This is a genomic window from Microcoleus sp. Pol17C6 (assembly GCF_036701145.1).
GTDB lineage: Bacteria > Cyanobacteriota > Cyanobacteriia > Cyanobacteriales > Microcoleaceae > Microcoleus.
Genome location: NZ_JAUBQH010000028.1, coordinates 58254 through 84841 on the forward strand (window position 1 = coordinate 58254; position 26588 = coordinate 84841).

The 26588-nt window shown below is 44.8% G+C and carries 26 protein-coding genes and 2 pseudogenes; 8 read left to right on the forward strand and 20 right to left on the reverse strand.

Annotated elements, in window-relative coordinates; translation table 11 throughout:
* Positions 1-98: 98 nt before the first annotated feature.
* From QUA25_RS15705 to fraC, 5 genes are all read right to left on the reverse strand, one after another.
* Positions 99-1460 (reverse strand): IS4 family transposase, encoded by a 1362-nt coding sequence (locus QUA25_RS15705; protein WP_333039372.1) that lies wholly within the window; start codon positions 1458-1460, stop codon positions 99-101.
* Between the two features lie 369 nt (positions 1461-1829).
* The gene (gene larE, locus QUA25_RS15710; RefSeq protein ID WP_333039373.1) at positions 1830-2657 is read right to left on the reverse strand and encodes an ATP-dependent sacrificial sulfur transferase LarE; all 828 of its coding nucleotides are present in this window, start codon (positions 2655-2657) and stop codon (positions 1830-1832) included.
* 357 nt (positions 2658-3014) lie between these two features.
* On the reverse strand, positions 3015-3788 hold the full coding sequence (locus QUA25_RS15715; RefSeq protein ID WP_333039375.1) for an ABC transporter permease: 774 nt from the start codon (positions 3786-3788) through the stop codon (positions 3015-3017).
* 254 nt (positions 3789-4042) lie between these two features.
* Entirely contained in the window at positions 4043-5041 is a 999-nt protein-coding gene (locus QUA25_RS15720; protein WP_333039378.1) for a DUF5357 family protein, read from the reverse strand.
* 5 nt (positions 5042-5046) lie between these two features.
* The gene (fraC, locus tag QUA25_RS15725) at positions 5047-5565 is read right to left on the reverse strand and encodes a filament integrity protein FraC (RefSeq protein WP_333039379.1); all 519 of its coding nucleotides are present in this window, start codon (positions 5563-5565) and stop codon (positions 5047-5049) included.
* A 227-nt stretch (positions 5566-5792) separates the two neighbouring features.
* Here fraC and QUA25_RS15730 point away from each other — a divergent pair, with 227 nt between their 5' ends.
* The 4 genes from QUA25_RS15730 to QUA25_RS15745 all read left to right on the forward strand — a co-directional run bounded on the left by QUA25_RS15730 (position 5793) and on the right by QUA25_RS15745 (position 10127).
* A complete protein-coding gene (locus QUA25_RS15730) occupies positions 5793-6926 on the forward strand; it encodes a cob(I)yrinic acid a,c-diamide adenosyltransferase (protein WP_333039380.1) in 1134 nt (377 codons plus the stop codon).
* Between the two features lie 280 nt (positions 6927-7206).
* A complete protein-coding gene (locus QUA25_RS15735; RefSeq protein ID WP_333039382.1) occupies positions 7207-7383 on the forward strand; it encodes a hypothetical protein in 177 nt (58 codons plus the stop codon).
* Between the two features lie 6 nt (positions 7384-7389).
* Positions 7390-9375 carry a calcium-binding protein gene (locus QUA25_RS15740; protein ID WP_333039384.1) on the forward strand — a complete coding sequence of 662 codons (1986 nt, stop codon included), beginning with the start codon at positions 7390-7392 and terminating at the stop codon, positions 9373-9375.
* Between the two features lie 605 nt (positions 9376-9980).
* Positions 9981-10127, forward strand: a complete 147-nt coding sequence (locus tag QUA25_RS15745) for a DUF4926 domain-containing protein (protein ID WP_333039385.1) — start codon at positions 9981-9983, stop codon at positions 10125-10127.
* A gap of 353 nt (positions 10128-10480) precedes the next feature.
* Here the strand turns inward: QUA25_RS15745 and QUA25_RS15750 are convergent, their stop codons facing one another.
* The 4 genes from QUA25_RS15750 to petN all read right to left on the reverse strand — a co-directional run bounded on the left by QUA25_RS15750 (position 10481) and on the right by petN (position 11775).
* Positions 10481-10669 (reverse strand): CsbD family protein, encoded by a 189-nt coding sequence (locus QUA25_RS15750; RefSeq protein ID WP_333025464.1) that lies wholly within the window; start codon positions 10667-10669, stop codon positions 10481-10483.
* An 85-nt stretch (positions 10670-10754) separates the two neighbouring features.
* The gene (locus QUA25_RS15755) at positions 10755-10997 is read right to left on the reverse strand and encodes a DUF167 domain-containing protein (protein ID WP_333039387.1); all 243 of its coding nucleotides are present in this window, start codon (positions 10995-10997) and stop codon (positions 10755-10757) included.
* A complete protein-coding gene (locus QUA25_RS15760; protein WP_333039390.1) occupies positions 10994-11593 on the reverse strand; it encodes a DJ-1/PfpI family protein in 600 nt (199 codons plus the stop codon). The genes QUA25_RS15755 and QUA25_RS15760 overlap by 4 nt, the downstream gene beginning before the upstream one ends.
* A 92-nt stretch (positions 11594-11685) precedes the next feature.
* Positions 11686-11775 carry a cytochrome b6-f complex subunit PetN gene (gene petN / locus QUA25_RS15765; protein ID WP_071883976.1) on the reverse strand — a complete coding sequence of 30 codons (90 nt, stop codon included), beginning with the start codon at positions 11773-11775 and terminating at the stop codon, positions 11686-11688.
* A gap of 82 nt (positions 11776-11857) precedes the next feature.
* Here petN and QUA25_RS15770 point away from each other — a divergent pair, with 82 nt between their 5' ends.
* Complete coding sequence (locus QUA25_RS15770) at positions 11858-12337, forward strand: hypothetical protein (RefSeq protein ID WP_333039392.1); 480 nt, start codon at positions 11858-11860, stop codon at positions 12335-12337.
* A gap of 154 nt (positions 12338-12491) precedes the next feature.
* Here QUA25_RS15770 and QUA25_RS15775 read toward each other — a convergent pair whose 3' ends face one another.
* The 7 genes and pseudogenes from QUA25_RS15775 to QUA25_RS15805 all read right to left on the reverse strand — a co-directional run.
* The gene (locus tag QUA25_RS15775; protein ID WP_333039394.1) at positions 12492-13166 is read right to left on the reverse strand and encodes an SDR family oxidoreductase; all 675 of its coding nucleotides are present in this window, start codon (positions 13164-13166) and stop codon (positions 12492-12494) included.
* A 174-nt stretch (positions 13167-13340) separates the two neighbouring features.
* Complete coding sequence (locus QUA25_RS15780) at positions 13341-13952, reverse strand: class I SAM-dependent methyltransferase (protein WP_333039397.1); 612 nt, start codon at positions 13950-13952, stop codon at positions 13341-13343.
* A gap of 333 nt (positions 13953-14285) precedes the next feature.
* Positions 14286-15329 (reverse strand): biotin synthase BioB, encoded by a 1044-nt coding sequence (gene bioB, locus QUA25_RS15785; protein WP_333039399.1) that lies wholly within the window; start codon positions 15327-15329, stop codon positions 14286-14288.
* Positions 15330-15346: 17 nt separating this feature from the next.
* A complete protein-coding gene (bioA, locus tag QUA25_RS15790) occupies positions 15347-16651 on the reverse strand; it encodes an adenosylmethionine--8-amino-7-oxononanoate transaminase (RefSeq protein WP_333039400.1) in 1305 nt (434 codons plus the stop codon).
* A 215-nt stretch (positions 16652-16866) separates the two neighbouring features.
* Entirely contained in the window at positions 16867-18279 is a 1413-nt protein-coding gene (locus QUA25_RS15795) for an adenylate/guanylate cyclase domain-containing protein (RefSeq protein WP_333039402.1), read from the reverse strand.
* A 251-nt stretch (positions 18280-18530) separates the two neighbouring features.
* A pseudogene (locus tag QUA25_RS15800) lies at positions 18531-19250 on the reverse strand (adenylate/guanylate cyclase domain-containing protein); the annotation flags it as partial.
* A gap of 135 nt (positions 19251-19385) precedes the next feature.
* A pseudogene (locus QUA25_RS15805) lies at positions 19386-20054 on the reverse strand (Tll0287-like domain-containing protein); the annotation flags it as partial.
* 250 nt (positions 20055-20304) lie between these two features.
* On the opposite strand from QUA25_RS15805, the gene QUA25_RS15810 reads away from it, so the two are divergent.
* Complete coding sequence (locus tag QUA25_RS15810) at positions 20305-21054, forward strand: class I SAM-dependent methyltransferase (RefSeq protein WP_333039404.1); 750 nt, start codon at positions 20305-20307, stop codon at positions 21052-21054.
* Positions 21055-21178: 124 nt separating this feature from the next.
* A complete protein-coding gene (locus QUA25_RS15815; RefSeq protein ID WP_333039406.1) occupies positions 21179-22537 on the forward strand; it encodes an FAD-binding oxidoreductase in 1359 nt (452 codons plus the stop codon).
* Positions 22538-22654: 117 nt separating this feature from the next.
* Here QUA25_RS15815 and QUA25_RS15820 read toward each other — a convergent pair whose 3' ends face one another.
* On the reverse strand, positions 22655-23035 hold the full coding sequence (locus QUA25_RS15820) for a hypothetical protein (RefSeq protein ID WP_333039409.1): 381 nt from the start codon (positions 23033-23035) through the stop codon (positions 22655-22657).
* Positions 23036-23391: 356 nt separating this feature from the next.
* A complete protein-coding gene (locus QUA25_RS15825; RefSeq protein WP_333039411.1) occupies positions 23392-24282 on the reverse strand; it encodes an ABC transporter permease in 891 nt (296 codons plus the stop codon).
* Between the two features lie 301 nt (positions 24283-24583).
* Here QUA25_RS15825 and QUA25_RS15830 point away from each other — a divergent pair, with 301 nt between their 5' ends.
* On the forward strand, positions 24584-24874 hold the full coding sequence (locus tag QUA25_RS15830) for a hypothetical protein (RefSeq protein ID WP_333039413.1): 291 nt from the start codon (positions 24584-24586) through the stop codon (positions 24872-24874).
* A 131-nt stretch (positions 24875-25005) separates the two neighbouring features.
* On the opposite strand, the gene QUA25_RS29505 is transcribed toward QUA25_RS15830, so the two are convergent.
* Together QUA25_RS29505 and QUA25_RS15835 are read right to left on the reverse strand one after the other, a co-directional pair.
* Complete coding sequence (locus QUA25_RS29505; RefSeq protein WP_445242220.1) at positions 25006-25371, reverse strand: DUF4189 domain-containing protein; 366 nt, start codon at positions 25369-25371, stop codon at positions 25006-25008.
* Positions 25349-26374: a hypothetical protein gene (locus QUA25_RS15835; protein ID WP_333039414.1), complete on the reverse strand. Its 1026-nt coding sequence runs from the start codon at positions 26372-26374 to the stop codon at positions 25349-25351. Before QUA25_RS15835 ends, QUA25_RS29505 begins: the two co-directional genes overlap by 23 nt.
* Between the last annotated feature and the right edge of the window lie 214 nt (positions 26375-26588).

Genomic DNA, 26588 nt, shown 5'->3' on the forward strand with positions numbered 1-26588 from the left:
GCCCGTCATATAAACCAGTATCAACCATTACTCACAAGTTAAGCTAAAAGCACTATTGTCAATGAGTAATTTTACTCATGTCTTACCTGTTGACCCAATTAAAATATGACTCCATTTGTTCCTTTATTATTGAAAAAAAATTGTTCGGGACTTCTTTGAGTTCCAGGGAAAGGAGAAATAATTAGCCTGACATGAGGTTTTCGCCCTCGCTTAACAATCCCTAAATCTTGATTTTTATCGGCGGCAAAATACTTAACTAAGTCCGAAGCTAATCCTTTTTGATAGGCAACAGAGAAATGATACATACCCCGATAAATCATTTCTAATGAAATCCGTTCAATTGGTACTCCTAATTCATCGGCAACCGCATCTCCTAAATCTACTAAAACCGCATAAAATAGCCAAGTAGCCCAGATTTGGAGCTTGATTCCGTTTAATGAACCTGTCCATAAATAGCTGAGATTTAATAATCTCTTTACTGTACAAAATGCGTCTTCAATTCGCCAGCGTCTTTGATATAAATCTGCTACTACATAAGGGGGCAATATTTCAGGTTCTCGGACACTTGTCAGATAAGAACGCCAGGAAGTCTTAGAGCGAATCTGTACTAATCTTATAGTCAAAGCTGGTGTCTGTTTTGTGCCTGCACCTATTTTAATTATCTGGTCTTTGACATCATAAGTATTGGTTAATACCCGCTCGACTTGATAAGATGCACCTTTCTTGATTCGAGTGATAAATCCAATTTCTTGCTCGATTAATTTTGACCAGAAAACGAAGTGATAGAAGCCTCGATCCAATAACAGCAAGGTTTTTGGCTTAACTGTTTTTAGTAAATCTTTCTCCCAATTAGTATCTGCTTGTTTCGGATTTTCCCCAAACCAAATTTCTTCGGGAAGATGAGTTACTAGGTCTATAATTACTCCCATTTTTCCCGCTAATTGACCAATTGGCACATCTGATAAACTTTCGAGTTTACGAAACAATGCTTCTAATGTTGAGCCGTCAGCTATCCAAATATTTTCAAAGTTTTTTAAGGCAAATTGTACGCTATCTGGTAATGGTCTTGATTTTCTTGTTAACCATTTTCGTCGAAAATGAGGTAGTAATTCTTTAAATACTTTTTCAAACAAAATTGCTGGAAAAGTTAAAAATCTCAGCGATAATGCTTGTTGACTAATCTCTTGTGGCTCACACCATAAAAATCCCTCTCTATTTAATAATCTGGTTAATTCTGTTACTCCTGCTACGTCTCGCCATAATAAACTTAATATTGCTGCCATCATTAATGGTAGTGTCAGAATTCTATCTCTTAGATTTAGTTGCCGATAAAAAGTTTTTTGGGCAGCCATTGCCGGAATTAATAAATCTTCCAGGTGATTCGCGATCACTTCATTTTCTACTTGGGGACGATTTTTTTTCTTTGCATGATCTCGGTTGATTCGTTTTTTGCGACTCATAACTGGTTCAATTATGGCTCAACTGCTTGCCCGGTAAAGGTTTCATCTTATTTTACCTTTTTTGGTTTACCCCCTTGACAATTTGCACTTTTTCTTAACTTGTCACAAATGAGTATCAACAAAGCTTTTGGATTTTAAAGCTATTTTCTTCATACCCTGATTAAGCAACGCCACTTTGAGATTGCTTCACTGAGTTCGTTGGGCGACAGAAATACGTTACTTTTGCGTGAGTCCTGTAATCCTAACAATTCGAGCCTTGAAAGGTATAAGTTGGTACATCAAAGGTAAAGGTTCGATTGACATTGTTCCCCTTTGTCCATGTCCCAAACTACATCAATCATGAGAATTTTTTGTATTCGTGAAAATTAATCAACCTTCTGCCTGCAACAACTGTGGCTGCAAAACCTGATTTAATTTGCCGCTGCGAAACCCCTCCAAATCCAAAGTCGCGTACACAAAACCAAACTCCTGAAACACCGCCACCAATGCAGGCAAATCCGTATTTAGCACAAACTCCTGAATCTCCTCTGCGGGTAACTCAATGCGTGCCGTATCTCCGTCCGATCGCACTCGCAAATTTTTCAGTCCCAACTGCCGCAAATACCGTTCAGCGCGCCCCACTCTTTGCAACTTTCCCACGGTGATTTCTTCGCCGTAAGGAAAGCGCGAACTCAAACAAGGTTGAGCCGGTTTGTCCCACCAAGGCAAACCCAATTCTTTTGCCAATTGCCGCACTTCAAACTTAGTAATTCCTACTTCGGCTAAAGGCGATCGCGCGCCGCGTTCCTTTGCCGCCTGAATCCCGGGACGATAATCCTTTAAATCGTCAGCATTCACCCCATCAACCACATAAGGATAACCCTTTGCTAGTGCTAGGGGTTTCAAAGTATCGTGCAGTTCGCTTTTGCAGAAATAGCAGCGGTTAACCGGGTTAGAAGTGTAATTGGGATTTGCCATTTCCTGAGTTTCTACTTCGTCGTGGGCAATGCCAATTTCTGCAGCTTGAATCCGCGCATCTTCTAAATCTTCTGGCAGTAAAGACGGGGAAACTGCCGTCACTGCCAAAGCGCGATCGCCCAATACATCAAAAGCGATTTTGGCTATTAAAGTGCTGTCAATTCCACCGGAGTAGGCAATCAAAGCCCGTTCCATTTGTGCGAAAATATCTTTTAATTGTTCGAGTTTTTCCACTAACATAATTTCAATTTTTCTTACTGCTAAGCTATCGTAATCTAATTTACAGGGTGATTTCTCTTCAACATCTTTAGGACTTACGCACGATTGTTTAGAAACCGAGTTTTTTTACGAAAAGACCCGTTGTAGACCGCATATTCGGTAACAAACCCGGTTTCTGGGCCCCGAGGCCTAAGTCCCGATCTTGTGGGGAGGGCAGAAAAGCCCGCCCAAAGGTACTATTTAAATACAGAACAGCTTATTCGGGATCAATTAAAAGTTTGAGTTTTAGTCGAGATTTCTGAGCGATCGCCTCCTTGATATTTTAGCGTGATAATTTGATAGATACACTCAAACTTTTGAAAGTAGGGCAGGCGCGTTTTAAAATTCCCTACGGGAAAATATGGCGATCGCTATTGACAGCAGCAGCACCACATACAGCAAACCGTAGCCAGCATCTGTAATCAAACCTGCTAAGTAAGGAACTTGTCCGTAAACAGCATCGTTTCTCAAATTGAATCTGGCTAAATCCGGCAAAACGAGATAAAGTCCCATCATCAATTGTTCAAGGCCAGGATTTTTAGTTAACTTGCCCAAAGCCACTAAATCCCGCGTCGAATGTCCCATTAAATAAACGCCAAATGTTAGTAAAGTCGCCAGCAGGGAACTGCTAAAAACCCCAAATAAAATCCCGACACCAGCCATCAGACACAGCTCAAACCAGATAAACAGCGAAGCGATTAAAATGCTTCCCAAAGGGAAAGGAATGCGGCTCAAACTCAGAATAGCCAGATAGATAACAGTCATTGCCGCTACAAGCACCGCCAGCACCGCCGACAGCCCTAAGTGCTTGCCCAGAATTAATTCAGCCCGACTTATCGGCTTAGCAACTAACAGGTAAACAGTGCGCTTTTCTATTTCTTTGTTGACCAATCCGGTAGCCACAAAAACTGTGGCAATTAGACCGAGAAGGCTCATAGCAGCCAAACCGACATCTAAGATAATTTTCTTCTCGGTTGTCGCCGCCAATTCCGGTATCAACCGTACCGAGGCACCCATCAACAGAGCAAAAATAATAATTAAGTAAAGGATGCGATCGCGAATTACTTCCCAAAATACATTGGTCGCGACTGTCAAGATTCTTCTCAAGTTCATCTAATTATTAACCCGCTGGAAACTTTCGCAATCAATACTTTAATATAAGGAAGAAGGAAGTTCGGCAAGGAAGCAGTGTAGGGGATTTAAGGGATTTAACGGATTGGATTTTGAAGGAAGAAGTCCGAGGTTCGAGGGAAGATTCTCCCCGATCTCCTACTCTCCCCATCTGCGCCTCTCAGGTTCGGATACTCTCCCCATCTCCCCGTTTTCCCCTTTCTTCTGAAACACTTTCCTAACTGCGTGAGACAGGCTCAAACTTGACTGTCGCCCGCCGTTCCATCTTTTTTCTGTCCGGGTTGAGAGCGTTTGATGGCACCGCAGGTTACAGTCGCCCTATTGCCTATCTCGAACACCTCGCAAGATTTGGTAAACGAATATGTTTCCGGTCTAAAAACCAGCCCCAGCCAAATTGCCTCCATCTCTAACTGATAGCGGGAATCTCCTTGGACGATCGAAGTTTTGACATCCCACTTCGCATCTTCTGCGACTACCCCAGTTGTTTTTAAGGCTTGATTCCGCAGAAAAAACCGCTCGTTGTCCATATCTATTAACATTTGCTCTACCTGCGCCCACGGTTTTGTGCGGGCTTCATTTTGTAGGTATCGCTCCATTGCATTGAGGATAACAACTCCTCGGGAGCGATTAATAGTTGGCTGTTGAAATGTCACCACATAATCGCTTTGCCTCAAATCCTGGGATAAAACGCTCGGGTACTGTCGTATCCAACCTTGAATTAAAAAGTGAAAAACAAACCAACAGGAAAACAGCAGGTGAACTAGAGTAATGATCAAAAACTGAGGGCGCACCAACGACCTGATACCTTCCCGTTTTGACTCGCTATTCCAAACCTCTATTGTAGCAAGAACTACTACTGCTATAATTGGGCCGCATATCCATGCTATTTCCTTCCTATCCGACGGCAATCTTACCAGCAACCACAACCCAATTAAAATGCTTGTCACCCACGGACTCAGACTTACTCCTTTAATCACAAAAGGTTGCTGGCTGGTCAGCAAACCCATTGAAAGTGTAAAAAATAACCAGCTCATATCAAAAAGTAGAGTTCTCGTCCGCCAGTCAGTGACTGCCGCCACTGTCAGCAAAGCTAAAAAGATGCTGAGTAGTAAAGGAGTCTTCCAGTGAACAACTTTAGGCGGAATCATCGCCTTTTGGATTTTTTTATTGGTTTCCCAAAGGTTGTTCGTCAGCTTAGTGAGTTGCTGAGTGACATCAAAAAATTGCTTCATCATAAATTTCAATAGACGCTTTGCAAAAACAACACGGTTAAAATAACGATATTGCTAACAGTGTGGGCGATTAAAATTCCCCCAAACTGGGTAGTTACTTGAAAAGTTTTTTTGGGAGGACGGCGGGTGAGGGTGGGGGGCCCTAAAAACTGAGGTTTGGAAGCTTTTTTATTGCCAGAAACCATGTTTTCTATGAATTCTAATCCCTGCCATTTAGCTAGAAATGTTACTGCTAATACTGAGAGTGCTATCATAGTTATTGGAGCGTAAACATTATCCGCACGTCCTAATAAAATATAACCGATAAGCTGTTCCCGCAATTCTTTGCTAAGAACGCTTTCAATGCCGAAGAAAACTAACCAGCCTACGCAAGTGCAAGATAGATTGAGGATGGCTGTATATTCAATGCTGGTTTTGGGGCCGAGTTTAAGTAGTTTTTGCAAAAACCACGATTCGATCGCGATCGCCAAAAACATAATTAAAATTTGCACCAAAACAGTCCGAAATGGAAAAACACTCGCAATCATAAGCCTTTAGGTATATCAGTCCGTGTTAAATTTTAATTGTACAGCACAAACGCAATAATCTTAACCGGAGGTTTGAGCACCTAATTGCGTTAGATCGCTGCTTAAAAGATTGGGGGTTAGAAGTTATCGTATAATCTGTTGAGATCCGCCAACAGAATGGAAAAATTAAACATTCAAGGCGCGCGATCGAATACCCACCCCGATACAGACTCAAACAACTGCTGATTATGGTAAGGAATGGCATTGGTATTCGGACAGCCTCATCCCGGTCGGAACGCGCCGCGGGTCAGATTCACGTGTACGACGGCGCGGGTAAAGGCAAGTCTCAGGCAGCTTTGGGAGTAGTGTTGCGGTCGATCGGGCTGGGTATCAATTCTGACTCGCCTACGCGAGTCTTGTTGCTGCGCTTTCTTAAAGGCCCCGGCCGCTCCTACGACGAAGACGGGGCAATAGAAGCCTTGCAACGGGCATTTCCGCACTTGATCGACCAAGTGCGTACCGGCAGAGCCGAATATTTTGGGGCCGAAGCAATCACCCGCTTTGATCGGGCAGAAGCTCAGCGAGGCTGGGATATAGCCAAAGGAGCGATCGCCAGCGAGCTCTATTCCGTCGTGGTACTAGACGAACTCAACCCCGTATTGGACTTGGGTTTGCTCCCAGTTGACGAAGTAGTCCAAACCCTCAAAAACAAACCAGAATATTTAGAAGTCATCGCCACAGGCCGAGCGGCCCCGGAAGCTTTGCTGGAGATTGCCGACTTACACTCAGAAATGAAGCCCCACTATCACCCCGCAGCGGCAGAGCATCATATTTCCGGTATCGAAATATACACCGGAGCGGGGAAAGGTAAGTCTACGAGCGCTTTGGGCAAAGCTTTGCAGGCAATAGGTAGGGGTATCAGTCAAGACCAATCTCACCGGGTGTTAATCGTGCAGTGGCTAAAAGGTGGCACCGGTTATACAGAAGATGCGGCGATCGCAGCTTTGCGCCAAAGCTATCCACAGCTAGTAGACCACCAGCGGTGCGGCCGAGATGCTATAGTTTGGCGGGGGCAACAGCAAGAGCTAGACTGCATAGAAGCAGAACGCGGCTGGGAAATCGCCAAATGTGCGATCGCCAGCGGCTGGTACAAAACGATTATTCTCGACGAACTCAATCCCACAGTAGACTTAGAACTGCTGCCGGTAGAGCCGATCGTAGAAGCCCTGCTACGCAAGCCGCGGGATACAGAAATTATTATCACCGGGCGTTGCCACAAACCCCACGCTTACTTTGACTTGGCAAGCGTACACTCCGAGGTATACTGTCACAAACACTACGGCGATCGGGGCGTAGAACTAAAGCGGGGCGTAGATTTTTAAAGCCCGGAGCGGTACGCAGTTCAATCCGGGTCAGAATTATTAAATGACGACCCTGCCTGGAAAACCGGAAATTACCACAAAGCCTTGTTACCAAGTAACAAATCTCCCAATTTCCCTTGTCTTCCCGATCACCCAGATCTGCCTTTTTTAATCTTTAATTTCCTCCTCCGGAGGCGATCCCCGACCGCCAATCCAGAATGGAACATTAAGAATATGAGCCGCGTCTTATTGAGCGTGAGCACCTGAGACAGTGCACCAGGATTATTAAAGGGTGAAGACTTTGAAAATAAAAGCTTACAAGCAAAAAATCCGCGAGGGAGAAAGTCTAGACATGGTTAACGCCAGTAGGCTAGACTTGCGGCTGGCAAACAGGTTAAACTACAGCGGAATCCAAACATTCGGTGTTCTAGGCAGTGTCTGTAGTCGCACCAGCGATGACCAACAAGTAGAGGAGTGAAGCTTTATGACAACGTTAGATGACAATCCTAATCAACTAGATTTAAACCTTCCGGGACTAGGCCCGGATACAGTATTCGCCGGAGCAGGGGCGGATTTCGTTAGAACTTCCACCCTGGGCGGCAGCTTAATATTTGGCCAAGGCGATAACGATACTCTGATTTCAGTTGGCCCGAACGATACCATATACGGCGGCGACGACGAAGATTCAATCAGATCTCAGCGCACTCCGGCTTTGCTGTTTGGCGACGCAGGCTCGGACACCATAGTCGCTGAAGCCCGCGCTACCGTGGCCGGCGGTTTGGGAGAAGACATCCTCCAAGGTACTGTCGAAGCTAACCTGATGTTTGGTAATCAGGGCGCAGATACGATTCTGGGAGGGGCGCAGAGAGGAGATTCCCTCTACGGCGGTAAGGACAATGACGCGATCGGCTTCTTCATTGCAGGCGGTGGCAACAACCTTTCTTTACAGGGTGGCTTGGGTATTGGCTTCGCGGGCAATGAAGGCAGCAACTACTTGCGGGGTGATTTGGGCGACGACTTGGTTGTAGGTATCAATGTAAGAGACACTCTCTTTGGCGGTAGAGGCAACGACACCCTAAGAGGTGTGGCCAGCAACAGCTACCTGTCGGGCGATCTTGACGACGACATCTTAGTGATTACCAACAGTACGCAAAGCAGCCCATTTACTTCCTCCGTCATCACGATCGGAATTGAGAGAACCACCTTGATTGGTGGTGGCGGCAACGATTCTCTCACCGGGGCGATCGGCGAGTTTGGCGGCGGCAGAAACTTCTTTGAGGGCGGCGACGGCAACGACACGCTCAACGTTTTTGCCACTTCGGATACTGCGTTGGGAGGTGCAGGCGACGACTTCATCGTGTCCGCGTCGGTGCCGAATGTAATTTCGAGCGTAGGCGCCTCCAGTTCATTCCCAGGCTTCGCGGGTCGCAACTTGCTCGACGGCGGAGTAGGCAATGACACGATCGTTGCAGCTTTTGTGACGGATACAATGATCGGCGGTGAAGGCAACGACAGCCTGAGCGGTACCTTTACTAACGCAGCAGGTGGAGATGGCAACGATACTATCGATGCTAGCAAGGCCTTTTTTGTTGGTCAAACTGGTACTGCTTTGATTACTCTCGAAGGCGCGCTGGGCAACGATCTGTTAATTGGCTACACCAATCCTACTACTGGCAGCACCTTCACCGTCACCAACCTCATGAACGGTGGCGAGGGAAGTGACACAATCATCTTTGGCAGCCAGCGCGATCGCGTGATCGGCAACTTTGCGGGTAACGACTTCATCTCCTACGCTAGCGGCGTCACCTTTAGCGGCACAGCCGCCAACTTGGTTACCGATACCTTAGGCAGCAACTTCATTATTGGTGGCAACGGCACTGATGTGGTCACTACTGGTAACGGCGATGACATCCTGTTCGGCGACTCATCCAATGCTACCGAGGCCGCCGGAGGAGCCGGGGACGATACCTTAAATGCCGGTGCCGGAAACGACACGCTGCTGGGCGGCTTTGGTAGCGACTATTTGATCGGCGGCGACGGTAACGACTCTCTCGGCGGCGGGCCTGGTGCTGACACCCTGATTGGCGGATCGGGTAATGACAACTTCTACTACAACAACTTCGGCGAGGGCGCCGTGGGTACTAACCCAGACCAAATCGGCGATTTTACGATCGGCCAAGACAAGTTTATCTTCCAAATCAATGGCTCCAACGGCTTCCCCAACTTGAGGGGAGTGCAAAATACGAATCGACTTTCTTCGCAGGCGTTCTTGGCGCTTGAGAGTGGGGTGTACGAGAGCAAGTTTGGTCCAGCCGGGGCGGGTGCATCAGATCCGTTCGTCTTTTATGAAAATTCAACTGGACGACTAGGATATGACTCTAACGGTGTTGGTACTGCTGACGGAGTAGTTACGCTGGCAATTCTGAATAGCAGACCGGGCATTACGGCTGCTGACATTACCCTAATTTAATTTGGGTAAAAGTGGGTGGGGTCGATTCTGAAACATCGCCCTACCAACTCTCAAAACTAATTGTGCTATGTTTCGAGCTGGGGATATCCATCCCTGGCTTTTTTATTGGCATGAGCATGGGGCAATTTTAGATTTTAGATTGATATCAATTCCGGTAGCATCGGAATTGTAAAATCCAGTCAACAGTCACCAATTACGGAGGCTGCAACCGGAATCGATCTAATTCATCTGCGTTAATCTGTGTTTATCTGCCTGTATCTGCGGTAAAAAAAAGAGAATGTATTAACGCAGATGACAAGGAATTGACGCTGATTCACGCAGAGGTCGAGAATAGAGATAGGAATAATTCCGATGCTAACAGATTTGATATGATTAGTAATTTTTATCGAAAATCGCCAATCTAATGAGGCATGGGGCGGGTTCACGGGCGAATTTTGCCACGCGCCAATAATCTTTAGAACTGACGCATCAGAACCAAAGAAACCGGGTTTTTCACTGCTACTTAAAGGCAGGGGTGCAATATTTCGGTAAAAACCCGGTTTCTGCCTCCAGGACTAATCTTGATAAACCCGCGCCCCGCCAAGTCAAAAAGTGAGGTGAAAATAATGAAAACAATTAAAGACCTAGATATTGTTGCTTTAACGGAAGATTTAGAAGCAACCCATTTTGAAACAAAACAAATCATTAAATTATATAAAGGACAAGTAGGAACAGTCGTGATGGAATTTGATGGCAGTGCTTTTGAGGTATAATTTTCTCATCGAGAGGGCAGAACTTATGCAAGGGAAACAATTCCAGCCACAAAATTAATGCTTTTGCATTATGAATTACTAGAATCTGTAGGTGCGGTTCGCCCATGAATTTTACCACGCACCAATAATATCAAATCCGTTAGCATCCGAATAGTAAATTCGAGTTCACTGGTGACTGTTGACTGTTCACGGCGTCAACAGTTAACATCATTCCGATGTAACGGGAAATGATATAATGTTGATAAACCCACCCCAAGATATTGGTACAAATAATTTATGAGCATTATAAAAAATCCCGCCAACATATCGTTGGCGGGATTTAGTAGGCAGGAAACTTGTAGGGAATACTGTTACTAAGCTCGGTCTACAATCTCTTTTGCTTTATCTTTCAGGTCTTCTTTCAGGTGAATAGCTGATGCTTCATCCTGCTTGGCTTGACCTTCTAATTTATCTTTCTGATTGCCGGTAACTTCGCTAGCAGCTTCTTGGATTTTGCCTTCAATATTCTTCGCTGTTGCTTCGACTCTATTTTCAATGCTCATAATTTTTTATTCTAACTCTACAACTATTAATATATACTTTTAAATTTGAGTCTATATCCCTCTTTAGATAGATTTGTTATTACCTTTATTTCTCTATTAAAGGTTCGATGGGAATTTCCACAAGTTTATTTCTCGAAGAAAAACCGGATTTAACGCCGATGGCAGATTTCGGCACTTTAAACTTTTTCGCCAACAGCATGATTAATTCTTGATTGGCTTTACCATCCACAGGCGGTGACTTGAGATGTATTGTGAGGCTGCCGTCTGGTTGTGCTACGATGCTTTGCTGTTTGGAATTCGGTTTAACTTTGACTGTGAAAATAGTCATACTTCGACTTTCTCTAAATGTTCGATCTTCGTTCCCAAAACTTTCAGGAATTCAGCCAGCCAGTTAGGATGTGCTGGCCACGCGGGGGCGGTGACTAAATTGCCATCGACTACGGCTTCGGTAACTGGAACTTCTGTATATTTGCCGCCAGCCCGGAGTACGTCGGGGCTGCAAGCGGGGTATGCGGTGCAGCGTTTGCCTTCGAGTACGCCTGCTGCAGTTAGAACCTGTAAGCCGTGACAAATAGATGCGATCGGCTTTTTGCTGTTGGCAAAGTAGCGGGTAATTTGCAGCACTTGTTCGTTGAGACGGATGTATTCTGGGGCGCGTCCTCCGGGGATAATCAAAGCGTCGTAGTCTGTCGGGTTGATTTCGTCAAAAGTCGCGTTTAAAGTGAAGTTGTGACCGGGTTTTTCGCTGTAGGTTTGATCGCCTTCAAAGTCGTGAATTGCGGTGCGAATTGTTTGGCCTGCAGCTTTGTCCGGGCAGATGGCGTGGACAGTGTGACCTACCATTTGCAGTGCTTGGAAGGGAACCATTACTTCGTAGTCTTCTACAAAGTCGCCGACTAACATTAAGATTTTTTTTGCTGTCATGTTTCCAACTCCTGTTATTTTGATTGTGTTAAATAGGATTTCAAAAAAATGCGGGGCAGTTAAAAAGCTTGCCCCGCAAGCTATTGTGGAATCTAGAAACCGTTGCGTCCCCAAATGACCATTGAAATTGAGAAGGAGAACAGAACTAGCACCGAAACCCAACCGAGTGACAAAATATCCATAGCTATTTATTGAACAAACTGTACAAAGTGACTCCAAACCTTATGATAAGTCAATTTGAGCCATTTTTGAAATGAGGGCGCTGTGAAGGACTCTTCAAATTTTAGTGCGGCTGAACGGGTAGAATCTTTGAAGGCAGGGAGTGTTGCTGCTTTGTCTTGTTTGCTGGGTTTTGGGGCGATCGCCCTTGGTAATAGCTTAATTCTCGCGGATAGGTGGGATTCTCTGGCGAGTTTGCAGGTAAGGGAAATTGACCTAAATTTTGCCTTCAGAGGGGCGATCGCACTTTTGGGCGGTTTTTTGTTCGGCGTGACTTACCGCTATGCGATTCGCCTAGATGTTAACCCGCAGCTTAAATCTGGTGCGGTGTTTGCTTTTGGGTTGGTGCGGGCTTTTGGACAATTGGATGCTGGATTGTTTTTTGAACCCGGGAAGATGCCCGCCCTACAGGATTTATTGCCGTTTGCGGTTCGCGGTGTTGAGAGTGTGATATTGTTTGCGATCGCGGGTTTGGTATTGGATTGGGCGATCGGGCGATCGTGGATTAAGCCTTTCGATTCTTGAGTGCGATCGGGTTTTACTCACATCAGGCACCTTTTTTTGGAAGAGGCAAGATGCCTCTTCCACAAGAATTGAATTTTATTGTGGGGTGGGCTTCTAGCCCGCCCAAAAAATAAAATTTAGATGCGAAACAGCTTATTTTGCGCTAAACCCGCCCCTAAAAATTTAATACCTCAAATTCTGGATTGCCGTAAAGCATTTGCCTGTCTACCGCCGACAAAACTTTATTGTTAGCAGCATCAGAAACTAAACACTGACAAACTAGCTGCGCTACATCCGCCCGGTGAATAGTTCCAGCAACTCGACAATCTTCTGTTAAAATGCCGTTGCCTGTGGCAGGTTCCGATTTTAGTCCGCCCGGACGAATCACTGTATAAATCATCCCGCTTTCTATCAAATGATTTTCGGCTTTTTCTTTCTCAATTAAGACCGGGCCCAAAGTTTCCAAAACTTGCGGTTGCAAAGCAGCGGCACTGTTACCGCTACCGATGGATGAAACTAAAATAAATTTTTGCACACCTGCTTTGACAGCCGCATCAATTAAGTTTTTGTTGCCCAAGTAATCGGATCTTTCTCCATCTTTTGGCAAGCCGCCAATTGTGCTTATTACGGCATGAATTGGCTCACCGCCAGCCATCGCCGCTTCCATAGCGGCAGCATCCAAAGCATCGCCAGTGACGACTTTGATGCCCATTGCTTCTAATTCGATGCTGGTTGCGGGCGATCGCAAAAGTGCAGTTACTTGCATATTTTGTGCTATCAGACATTTCGCGATTTCTAAGCCGACTCCTCGACTAGCACCCGCTAAAAAAATGTGGGATTTCTCTGTCATATTAAGTAGGATTTAATTGGTGCAGAAAGTGGTTTATTTGACTGTGGATAATTATACTACTATCTTCGGTCAATTGGTGAATGAGTTTTTTTATTTAACCGCAGAGGGCGCAGAGGGCGCAGAGGAAGAGAGAGGAATGATTCGTAATTACCTATTCCCAATTTCCAATTTACGCTAGATTTTTCTGCCCACTATTACTACCCAAGATTGAGCTTCGCGGGGTAAGCCGGGGGGGCGATAGTAGTGATTGACAATTGCAAATCCCGCTTGTTCTAAACAAGGCGCTAAAGTATGATATTCCCATCCGGCAGTATAGCGTTTTCCCGTTGGTCTCTCGTCGTATCCCTCCCAATTTCCCCGGCACATTGACATGACAATTGCACCGTTAACAACTAAGGCTTTGTGCAACTCTTGCAGCACTTTCACCATCTCGTCGCTGGGAACGTGAATCAGGGAAGCATTGGCAAAAATACCGTCAAATTCTGTCTTTGGCAAGTCGAGATTCAGAAAAGATTGCTGCCAAACTTCGCATCCCGATAACTTCTTAGCTATTTCTACAAAAGCTGGAGTTGCATCTAAGCCGACAACTGTGTGTCCTTGGCTCTTGAACGCTACTAAATCTCGTCCTGGCCCGCATCCTATATCGAGAATTTTACCGGGATTGCGGGGCATAGCAGCGGTCAGTGCCTCGCGATTTTGGGATACGTCGTGATGCCAAGTTCCTTCTCGGAAAGATTCGGCAGTTAGCTGGTATTCTGCGATCGTAATTTCTTCGCGTTTGTCCACAATTTCCCCCTCTTGTATTATTTGAGATTTGAGATTTGAGATTTGAGATTTTAGAAGGTAAACCGTAGGGACACTCCAAAAGCCCATTGGTGTCTACTTAAGGCTAAAACCCTTGATAAATATCGGTTTTACCCTAGTCTAGATCCCCCTAAATCCCCCTTAAGAAGGGGGACTTTGATCAAACTCTTGTCCCCCCCTTCTTAAGGGGGGCTAGGGGGGATCGAACCCTAATAGTCAAACAGCAGGATGGTACTAAGTTTGACGTTAAGTTGACACGCTTTGGGCACTGCCGTGTCCTACTCTATTTGATCCGATTGAAAACTGCTATAAGAGTTAAACAACCAGGGTTTTTTGTTCGGATTTGGTAACTGCTGAATCAACTTCTAAGAGAGAACCTTCGGGGGATTCGATCGCAAATCCCGCATCTCGAATCATGTCCCAATCTTGGTGTGCAGCTTGTCCGGGAGTTGTCAGATAATCGCCCACAAAGATAGAATTAGCGGGGTAGAGTCCGAGAGGTTGCAACGATCGCAAATGCACCTCCCGTCCCCCAGCAATCCGAATTTCTTGACTGGGAAGCAAAAATCGAAACAAACAGAGAATTCGCAAACATTGGCGGGGAGTTAACCTGTTCACATCTGCAAATGGCGTGCCGGGAATCGGAATGAAAAAGTTGACCGGCACGCTGGTAACGCCCAACTTGCGAAGCGAAAGCGCTAAATCGATCGCATCATCATCCGATTCGCCCATCCCCAAAATTCCGCCGGAACAAGTTGTGATTCCCGCTGCTTTTACGTGTTCGACGGTTTCAACCCGATCGCCAAAAGTGTGAGTCGTGCAAATGTCCGAGTGATATGATTCGGAAGTATTGAGATTGTGATTTACGCGATCGACTCCAGCTTTTGCCAAACGGTGAGTTTGTTCCTCGCTCAACAATCCCAAACAAGCGCAGATTTTCAGGTTATGATTTGCCTTCACAGTCTCGACAGCATCCAAAACGCGATCGAAAGTAGATGCGCTGGGTTGGCGGCCCGAAATCACCAAACAAAACGTACCAGCTTTTAAATCGGCGGCGCGTTGGGCGGCATCCAGAATTTTCTCCTTAGCTAAAAGCGGATATTTCTCAATTTCTGCAGTCGAAATTTTTGACTGAGAACAATAATGGCAATCTTCAGGACAAAGGCCGCTTTGAGCGTTTAACAAATAGTGCAGCCTGACTCGGTTTCCCCAGTAGTGGCGGCGCACCCGATATGCTGCGTTTAGTTGTTCCAGCAAAACCTCATCCGGCGCGCGCAATACGGCTAAAGATTGCTCGCGAGAGATACATTTGCCCGCCAGCGCGTCGTCAGCCAAATCGTTCCAATTGGGTAAATTCATTACTAAAATTAAAGGGTTTACAGAGTATCCAAAACCTGACGAATTACCCGATAAATCGATTCTAATTCATCAGGAGAAATGCAGTAGGGAGGCATCAAGTAAAGCGTATTTCCCAAGGGGCGGAGCAAAAACCCCGCTTCGAGAAATCTGGCTTTCAAAACAGAACCGATGTCATTAAAATAACCGGAAACGCTTTCGGTTTTCACATCCATTGCTGCGATGGTGCCGCAAGTCCGAATCCGTTCGAGTTTAGGATGATTTCTCAGCCATTGATTCAGGTATTGGCGGTGCAGTTTTTCCATCCCTTGATACACATTTGGGTTTTGCTCCAAAAGCTCCAAGGATGCTACACTCACCGCACAAGCTAAGGGATTTCCGGTGTAAGAATGACTGTGAAAAAAAGCTTTGTCCGGTTCATCTCGCCAGAAAGCTTGATAAATATCCTCCGATGCCATTGTGACAGCAAGTGGCAAACAGCCGCCAGACAATCCTTTAGACAAACACAGGATATCCGGTGAAGTTGCAGATTTAACAGAGGCAAACAGTTCGCCTGTGCGGCCAAAACCCGTCATTACTTCATCGTAAATCAACAATACATTAAACTGGCGAGCAAGTTGTGCGAGATCCTGTAAAAACTCAGGGCGGCACATTCGCATTCCCCCAGCACCTTGCACCAAAGGTTCGATAAAAATACCCGCATAGCCGCCCTGCTTTAACAAAAACTCCAATTTCTCTAAACTCGCCGCCTCCTTGCTTTCCACCTCCTCATCGCCGTCAAAAGTCGCAGGAAAAGGAACAACATCCCCAGCAAACATTAAAGGTGCAAAAGATTCCCACCACAGCGAACTTCTGCCAGCAGACATCGCGCCCACAGTATCGCCGTGATAACCTCCCTCAAAACTAATAAAGCTAGTACGGTTAGTTTCTCCGAGATTATGCCAATATTGAAAAGCCATTTTCAGAGCAACTTCAACAGCAGTCGATCCGTTATCAGAAAAGAAAATCCGCGTTAAAGAAGCAGGAGTATGAGTTAGCAATTGACTCGCAAGTTTCTCGGCAGGTTCGTGAGTAAACCCCGCAAAGATTACGTGTTCTAACTTTTGAGCTTGCTCGTAAAGAGCCTCAGCGAGAACCGGATGACTGTGCCCGTGAACAGTCACCCACCAACTAGAAATGCAGTCGAGAATTTGCCGTCCGTCTGCTAATTCCAGCACCGATCCTTTGCCGCGAATTACCTTCACCGGCGGGCCAGCAGTTTTCATTTGGGTGAAGGGCTGCCAAATCGGTGAATTTGAATAATTATGTTCCTGATTCGCAGTCATTTTTACCAATCAAACTAATATTAACTTGTATTTTAATATAGCAAGTTTAAATCACTTATAAACTTTTTATTTTTGATTCTTTCTTCTCCTCTTCCTTCGTGCCCTTAGCGTCTTCGCGGTTCGTTCAAAAAAAATCTAGTTTGGTGTCGATGGGGGCTGCTTGGAAACGTCAGCCCCCATACCACGTATTCGCGGGCGATGGTTAAAATTGTCAGTTACAATTTTCTGCCTTTGAGCAAATAAGTCGTCATAGATCCTTTGCCTTTAACATTAATTTTACCGCGCTTTTCCAACAAATACTTGTCGCACAGCAACTCATAAGTTGATTTGCTAACTTGAATTTTACCCGGAAGCCCCTGAGATTCCATGCGGCTTGCTGTATTCACAGCATCTCCCCACAAATCGTAAATAAACTTTTTAGTGCCGATGACACCTGCTACAACAGGCCCAGTATTAATGCCAATGCGGATATTGAGAGGTTTACCGCATTCGTCGCGGAATTTCATAATTTCTTGCTGCATTTCCAGCGCCATTTCGGCAATAGATTCGGCGTGATTTTTACAGGGAAGCGGCAAACCGCCTGCTACCATATAATTGTCGCCTATCGTCTTAATTTTTTCTAAGCCATATTGTTCGCTCAACCTATCGAAAGATGAAAATATTTTGTTAAGTAATTCTACTAATTCTTCAGGAGACGTGCGCGAAGATATTTCGGTAAAGCCCACAATATCAGCAAACAAAACCGTAACCTCGGCAAATCCGTCCGCAATATTTATCTGACCTTGTTTTAGGCGATCTGCAATCATTACCGGTAATATATTTAGTAATAAACGTTCCGACTTTTCTTGTTCGGCGCGCAATACTTCCTCAGCTTGTTTCCGCTGTGCAATTTCCTTGTAAACTCGGTGAAACATTTGATTAAATGCGACCATGAGTTCTCCTAACTCGTCATCCCGTTTGACAGACAGAGAGTAGAAATCAGGTTGTTCTCGATCTTTGCTCAAAGCATCTCCGGCAGCGATCAAGTCATCGCGCAATCTCAAAAGAGGTGAAATTACTGTCACCCCTAAAAAAAACATAGTAACAGAAGTGACAAAGGCTGATATAATGATGACTAGAACGGCAATCCGCCCGATAAATGCGTAGAGTTCCGGTTGAACGGTGGAAGCATCGTGGCGAACAATTAAGATGTAATCGCCTCCAAAATGTCGCTCCGTCCAAGCAATATCGTAGCGCTTGCCATCAAACTTGTGACTGTGAACTATACGAGCTTTTTTTAGTTGCTTTAAACTGATTTCTGGCGGTTCGCCAAGTGTATATATTAGCTCACCGTTAGCTTGGTAAATAGATAGTCCTAACACTACTTGAGAATCTTTAGTAATATTTTTTACTTCTTCTTGCAAAAAAGTGCGATCGGAAATATCTTGTTGAAGCACAAACTCTAGGGAATCAACAGTCGCGCGAGATACCTGTTCCAATTGACTTAAAAGTTCATTTTCTCGCCGAAAATAAGAGGGAACTAAAATAATTCCCTCTATGACAAGAATGCTAGCAAATACCCACAAAGCTATTTGCCTAGACAAGCGAGATTTGAAAAATTTCAAAAATGATAAAATCCGCAATAACATAAAACTTACTATTTTGCAAATGGCTAATGTAGGACATAGAAAAATAAACCCGGTTTCTCGTAATAAATTTTTGGTTTGTCAACGAAGCAACCGCGCAGAAACCGGGTTCTCAAATCTCCTGTGTAATTCCTGTAATTGTCAGTAGTCAACAGCCAGCAGTTATTAACTGTTAGTTCTTGGCTGACGACTAACAACGAATGACTGATGACTTCGGACTAAGTAGCATACCCCTTAATAATATAATAAACAAATTAAACCGAAACTGCGCTGACTAGCCTGCCTGCAAGCAGATAAGTATTCATATCGCCCTTACCTTTGATGTGGATAATTCCTCTGTCTTCAAACAGATACTTATTTTGCAAGATATCGTAAGTTGATTGTGTGACTTGAATCGCGCCGGCAATCCCGTGGGATTCCATGCGGGCTGCTGTATTGACGGCATCGCCCCAGAGGTCGTAAATAAATTTTTTAGTGCCAATAACCCCCGCAATTGCAGGCCCGGTATTGATGCCGATGCGAATGTTAATTCCTGTATGATGTTTGGCATTAAATTTTGCTAATTCCTCCTGCATATCTAAAGCCATTTCCGCAATGCTTTCCGCGTGGTTGCTGCTGGGATTGGGCAAACCTCCCACTACCATGTAAGCATCTCCAATTGTTTTGATTTTTTCCAAGCCGTACTTTTCCGTTAAACCATCGAAGGCTGAAAAAATTTCGTTGAGAAACTTGAGCAATTCTTCGGGAGATATTTGTGATGAAAGCACCGTAAAGCCCACGATATCTGCAAACAAAATCGTGACTTCTGCGAAGCCGTCAGCAATACTGCTTTGACCGTCTTTGAGCTTGGCAGCAATGGATTCGGGTAAAATATTGAGCAGCAGGCGATCGCTCTTTTCCTGTTCTTTCAGCAATTCTACATTAGTTTCTTGCAATTGTGCCGTGCGTTCCCTGACGCGCTGTTCTAATTGTTTAGCATTTTGGCGCAACCTGCTGATCGATAAAGTCAATCCTGTGATGCCTAAAATTGAAAGTCCTGCTAACAGTAAAAACAGGCCCCTAAGTTCACTTTGAGTAGTTTTAGTGATGGTATCGAGAGGTTGAATAATTTCTAATATCCCCCGTACATCTCCCACTTTCCAATCATTTTTAGGACTGTCACGGTGAGTATTGTGACAGTTAACGCAGCTAGGAGTTAGAATATCGGCCTCGGCATATCGAAACGCTGGCTTCCCGCGAAAATTTTCACTTCTGAAAAATTTTTCTTTCGGATTTTTGGTCAAATAGGTAATAGCTTGCCGTTCAAAGTTGTCTCGGACTCCGCCTTCTTTTCGCCGCCAGGGAAACGGGTACTCGCTGTAGACTCGAAGTAATACTTCGGGATTTTTGTTGGTAATCTGGTTGCCCAGTTCTATTAAGAAGGTGGCCGGTACGGGAATTGCTACTTTTGTCGGGTTGTAGTCGTGGGTAAAGTTAATCGCTTTAGCAGTGTTGAGAGGATTGACAACATCCGTACTATAAAGGGTGCGGGCTTCTTTAACAGCTTGGGCATAGAGGGTGGCATTTTGGAGGGCTTGCGATTCAATTAGGGTTGAGGAAAGACGAGACATATTTGCCATCGCTACTCCTACACCTACACAAAATAAAATTGTTACCGCAAGCAGAATTCGCTTGTAAATTAATTGGCTGATGGCAGCCCGAATTCTAGAAATCAACTGGCGCATGGTATCCTCAAGCGAGAGGTTTAATCTTGATTGGAATTTATGCACTACTAACATAACACTGCTTGTTCAGAGTGTTTTGCTGGCCTCCGGGGTAAAGCAAGACTCTTTGAGTGCAACCGAGGGTTAATTATGGTTTACCGCGAGTGTTTCGCTTATCCGTAAGAATACGCATAACTTGATAGTGGTTTTCTGTTGAGTGAAGTACAGATGATCGAGTAAGGACACGGCACTACCGTGTCCCTAGTTCACGCATTTTTTGTTCTATTTCGGTTAGGATAGCAATTGTAGTCTATGGTTGGCGATCGTGAATTCTGACTCTACTGTCTCACCTACTAACAACGAAATTTTTCCGGGAGAAGTTTTCGTCAATACTGCTGATTTTGATACCGGCATTCGGCGACTTTTACCTAAGTATGACGAAATGCTGGATGTATTAGCAGGCTGCATTGCTAACACAAACCACCGCATTTTAGAACTCGGCTGCGGTACCGGGGAACTCACTGTAAAAGTTCTCAAACGCTACCCATCTGCGGAAATAGTTGCTGTCGATTACTCGCCGCGAATGCTTGATTTTGCCCGCGCCAAAATAGAGTCGGCAGGATACGCAGCCCGGTGGACTGGCATAGAAATGGATTTTGGAGAATGGGCAAACAATCCAAATTTCTCTGGCTTGGGCGATAAATTCAATGCTTGCATTTCATCTCTGGCAATTCATCATCTTGAGGATGAGATGAAGTTGAAATTGTTTCAACGCATTCGCGAAAGTTTAAATGCTGGTGGCTGTTTTTGGAATGCCGATCCTCTTTTAGCAGAATCAGCAGCAATGAAAGATATTTATCAAGCGGCGCGAGAAGATTGGGCGCTAAATCAGGGGGAAACCTTAGCACAAATTCGCGCAAATGTGGGGACGAGTGTCTCTTACGGTTATTCTAATTCCGATCGCCTAGCTACACTTTCGGCACAGTTGGAAATGCTGGCATCATCGGGATTTGACACTGTTGCAGTGCCTTGGAAATACTACGGTATGGCGGTGTTTGGGGGATTTGTTAATTGAAAAAAGTAGTCCTAGAGGCAGAACTTCTATATGTAGGGTGCTACAGAAACATTGCTGTTAGTATTTTATGTTACTAAGTTATGTTTGAGAAAATATATAATACTGCGAGTATGGAGTAAACAAAATGACTGCAAATGCGATTCCAAGTATTGACTGGGATGCTTTTTCTTCGGAACTATCGGGAATTGAAATAATTAGCGATCGCGCGCAAGTTGTCAAGCTGTCTCAAGACTATTATCACTTCAGTCCAGTTTTGCAACCTCTCTTAAGTGATAAAACAGGAGATTTAGTAGTTCGTCCCGCCAGCGAAGCCGAAGTTTTGCGGATTGCTGCAGCCTGCGTCAAATCCAAAATTCCGCTAACTGTAAGAGGTGCAGGAACGGGCAATTACGGGCAGTGCATTCCCCTCAAGGGCGGCGTCATTTTAGATACCACCAAAATGCACAGTATCCGCTGGATAAAACCGGGTTTAGCTTGCGTAGAACCGGGGGTGAAAATGTCGGTTTTCGACAAACAAGCGCGAGAAACTGGTTGGGAATTGCGGATGGTTCCCTCAACCTATCGCACCGCAACGATTGGGGGATTTATCGGCGGCGGTAGCGGGGGAATTGGTTCGATAACTTACGGGCAATTGCGCGATCGGGGAAATCTTCATGCCGTTCGAGTAGTTACAATGGAAGACGAGCCCCGCGTCATCGAATTGCGCGGCGATGAAGTGCAAAAAGTCAATCACGCTTACGGCACAAATGGGATTATTACTGAGTTAGAAATTCCCCTCGCCCCTGCTTATGCTTGGGCGGAAATCATCGTCGCTTTTGACGATTTTATGACATCGGCTAACTTCGGTCAAGCTTTGGGCGATGCTGACGGAATTATCAAAAAACTAATTTGTGTTTGTGCTTGGCCGATTCCGGCTTATTTTGGTGCTTTCCGCGATGCGATTCCTGAAGGTAAGCACTGCGCTTTGTTAATGGTAGCTGAATCTTGTCTGGAACCGCTGCAAGATTTGGTGCGCGAATATGGCGGCACAATTTGCTATCAAAAAAACGCGCAAGCAGCGAGCAAAGGTGCAGCAATTGCTGAATTTACTTGGAATCATACAACTCTGCACGCTCGCAGCGCTGATCAGTCTCTGACTTATTTGCAGACGCTTTTTCCCCCAGATAAAGGTTTGAAATTGATTGAGGAACTGTACAATTATTATGGGGATGAGGTGATGATGCACTTGGAGTTTTTGCGGATGAATGGCAGGGCGATCGCGGCGGCTTTGCAAATAGTTCGCTACACTACGGAATCACGGCTCAATGAAATTATTCGCTATCACGAAGAGCAAGGCGCACTGATTGCTAATCCTCACACTTATATATTGGAAGATGGAGGGATGAAAAGTATTAATGTGGAACAGTTGCAGTTTAAAGAGTTGGTCGATCCTTACGGTTTGCTTAATCCGGGTAAAATGCGCGCGTGGTTGGAACGGGATTAAGGGCGATACTTTTTAGATAAGATTCGGATCTTGAAATCGCTGCTAGACAAACGAAGTCCGCCTAAGCGCTGGCTTCGCTCACGCGGACTGAGAAATGAGCAAACAGCAGTTGTAAATTTAAGGGACGGGGGCGGTAATTTCTGCTGGTGCCGCCCCTTCTGAAGGTACTGCTTGCTTTTCCAGTAGTAGGCGCTGTTTGTTCCGATATTCTGCGGCCGCATCGTTCAAATTTTGGCGCTGTTCGCTATTAAATTCTTCCATGCTGCGGCCGCCTCCCAAGTTGGATCTGTGAATTAAATCAAATATTCCGCTGCCGCTGCTGCGGCCGGAAAATGGGTCGGTATTGTCTTGAGTTTGAAAGTCTTGCAGCGGTTGGGCATTATTTAAACCGCTGGCTTGAGCGAAGCTTGCTTGAGGCGATAACAGAGCACAGGATGCGATCGCGCTTGCAGCAATCCCCATCATTAATTTGCCCGATTTGGAAGTTTTGGTGTTCATAATTTATTTGTTGAACTTTCAAAAAAACAATTCTATCTAAACAATATTCTGACTTGCGAATAAATATTATATTACTTCGCTGGGGCTAAGGGCACGGCATTGCTCTTCCTCGTTTCCACAACCAGCCTGGAAGCATTGAAAAATCTCGCTTTGATCGGAGACCTGATCCCCCTAAATCCCCCTTAAGAAGGGGGACTTTGACCACTTCTTGTCCCCCCCTTTTTAAGGGGGGTTAGGGGGGATCTGGGCCTAATCGCCAAACAGCAGTCTCTGAGTAGGTTTGAAGTTAAGTTGACACGATCCAGGGCATTGCCATGTCCTAGAATTGACGGTGCAGGTGAAACGATCGCCCTTCCTCACGCAAACCTGCGTCTCAGCAGCGGTTGAATGCTCAGCAGCGCTACCGCATCAAAGGCTAGCAATACTAACAGCGCTCCTCCAAAAGTGACATTACCCCAAGGAGCGTGCATCACGACACTTGCTAGCGACCAATCGCTGTGCAGGTACAAATAGCGGATGGGTTCGATCGCGTAACTCAGAGGATTGAGAGTCACCACAACTTGCAGCCACTCTGGCATAAATGACAGTGGCGCGAGGGCTGTGCTGGCAAATAACAGCGGCAAGTTAGTAACAAAAATTACCGCAATTAATTCTACGTGGCCGGGAAGAGCGAAGGCTAAACCCAGACTCAAGCCGGTGACGCCCAAAACTAACAGCAGGACAATTAGGGCGATCGCCCCCAGTCCGGCAATTCCGGGGAATCCGGCGCCCAAAAACGCTCCCGCTGTAACGATTGTGCCGGTTTGGATAAAGCTGAGGGTGACGATAAAAATAGCCGAAGCCAGGACGATCGAAAATCTCGAAGCCAACGGCGCGACTAACAAGCGGTTGAGAAATCCGAACTCGCGATCGAACATAATCGGCAAACCGGCATTCAGCGCCCCTGCAAAGGCAGTAAAAACGATTACACCAGCGCCGAGAAATTGCCCGTAATTCTGGCTTTCGCCGAACAAGCCTGCGGGAGCATTTTCAAACAGAGCTCCGAACAAAACCAACCACATCAGCGGCTGAATAATGCCTGCAACTAGCGTCGAGGGGCGGCGCTGCAATTGAATAAACAGGCGCTTGGTTAAGGCGAGTGTTTCTTGGATGAAGTCGGCCAGCAGGGAACTGGAAGTGTCAGCGGATGCCGTGGAGAGTGGCCGCTGCTGGTTGAGGTTGTTGGGGGATGTAACAGTACCGCTCATAATTGCTTGTTGTTGATTTTGACTGTTGTGATTATGTTTACAGGAAATATGTTGAAAGCGATTTTGGCAGGATGCTTTGATTATAGGCTATTTGGAGTTGAGAGGGCGGGGTAGCTGCTGCTATTGCTGTTCATCGAGTAGCTGGAATGAAAGGAGAAAATTGTAGTAAAATGGGTAAACGCTACATATTAATTTAGTTTCGGAACTCTTAACAATATTTGAGGATAAATTGATGTCATCAAGTGCGATCGCTACTTTTGGCAAAATCATGGAATCTTTGCCATAAACTCTTCAAGACAAAGTGGTTGAACATTTGCGAGAATATCTTGAAGACTTAAGGGATGAAGAGCAGTGGAATTTATATTGTGAGAACACACAACAATCGCTGATTGTGGCTGCAAAACACGCCCAACAGGAAATTTCCGAAGGAAAAACACAGCCATTAGATATTGATATAGCTGGAGAAATACCAACACTCGCCGACTATCCCAGTCGCAGAGAATTTATGCAATTGCCACTAGAAGAGAGGCGAAATATTCTAGCAAAACAAGCTGAGGTAATGTTGCAACATTACCAGGAAGATAGAGAATAACAAGAATTAGAAGCAGGAGATTTAATTGACTAAAAATATGAAAAAAATCGCCAGGGTGATCGTGACACTATATGATTTTTGATGGCATACTAGGGGAAATTGGAGAGCTATTTTTTGAAATTAAATTTATTCTAATTAGTACCTCGACCATCTGAGCAGAAAGCTGTCAGAATTTTGCAAATTCCCTGTGTTTGACATCCTTGTAAAGCTCCGTTTTTTGTGGTCTCAAGAGAATTGCTAGTAGCCCAATATCCGGCTGAATTAGCAGTTGCAAAAGGCTCACCAACTGCATAAGCTGCACAATTATTGAAAGACACTAGACTCCTACAAGAGCCAAAACGCTTTTGACAATTCTCTAAGGCTCTTATCTCGCTTTCTTCACGAGTAAGAGAGTCCCAACACCACCCTAATTCTTGACTAGAAGCAGACGCGATTGCTCCCCATTTTTCAGTTGAGTTTATTTTTGTACGAGAATTAAGGCAACCGTAAATATACATCTCCTTCTATGGATTTTAGTGAATTATCACGTTTAAATCTTCCTTTCATCACTCCTGGAGTAGCCGTTTGGCTAAGGCTGAAAAATGTACCCTTAAGGTAATCTGGAAACATATCTCCCCACACAATGCCAGTATCTGATTTGGTAATTGTAAAATTCAGTTGTGTTCCCAATACTTTCCCTTGAAAATACATTTTTCTATCAGGATCAGTTATTTCACCAATAATTTCTCCAGATATTTTATCAAAATTAGTGAAGCGAAGAGTAAAAGCTTTATCGAATTGATCGCCTGAGCGGTATCCTACCCATCTGCCAGAGAACACACTATTTGTATCAATAGATAATGCTATTTTTTCTTGAATTGCATTCGCAGGATCGATAACATTAAACTGACCACTATAAAATCTTTGAGTCAAGTTTTCATGATCTAAATATTTTCCGAATATTCCAATTCGACTGATAGCAGCACCTTTATCAAATACATTGATAACCCTGGCTCCTCCTTTACCTACTTTTTTGGTGAATTGTTCCCAAGCCTTACCTTGAAATTGAAATAATTTGCTTAAAACCTCGGTAATTATTTCTTCATCTTCTTTACCAACTGCTTGCGCTATTTTAGTTAAATTATCTGCTTTAGATAGGCAATAATTCAAAGTAGTAAAAGCAGAAATAGGGTTTTTAGCATTCAAGGCTAATTCATTTTGGCAATCTAATGAAACAGAACTAAGTAGAAGAGCTACATCAATTGGTTTTTTCCCAGTGGAACCAGCAGCCACAGCAAAAATATCCATTGCCAACAAGGAAAGATTAATATCAAATGCGCCTACTTTTTGAGATTCACTTCTTCTATTTGAAAAACTACCTCCAGACAAAATAACATCATAACGACCATGTTTCCATCGACCATCTTTAGATATTAAAGCTTGTTCAATCTGATTGCCTCCTGAAATAGTTTTTATGATACTGCCATCCCAAACGCCAATTTCTGCTGGTAAAATTAGCAATTCTCCAACAACATTTTGCTCCTTATTTTTAGGCCCACCATAGTCATTGTGCGTTACAGGATACTGTAGTTTACCAGTAAGGATTCAGGTCACTGAACTCCTTGCTGGGCAAAGACTTTAGATCTGGAGCTTGATGCTACAGCACTTCCGGATGTTATGAGGTACAGTAGCAGCAATTAGTAAACCAGTTTTTGAGATGTTTCGGATTAATTAA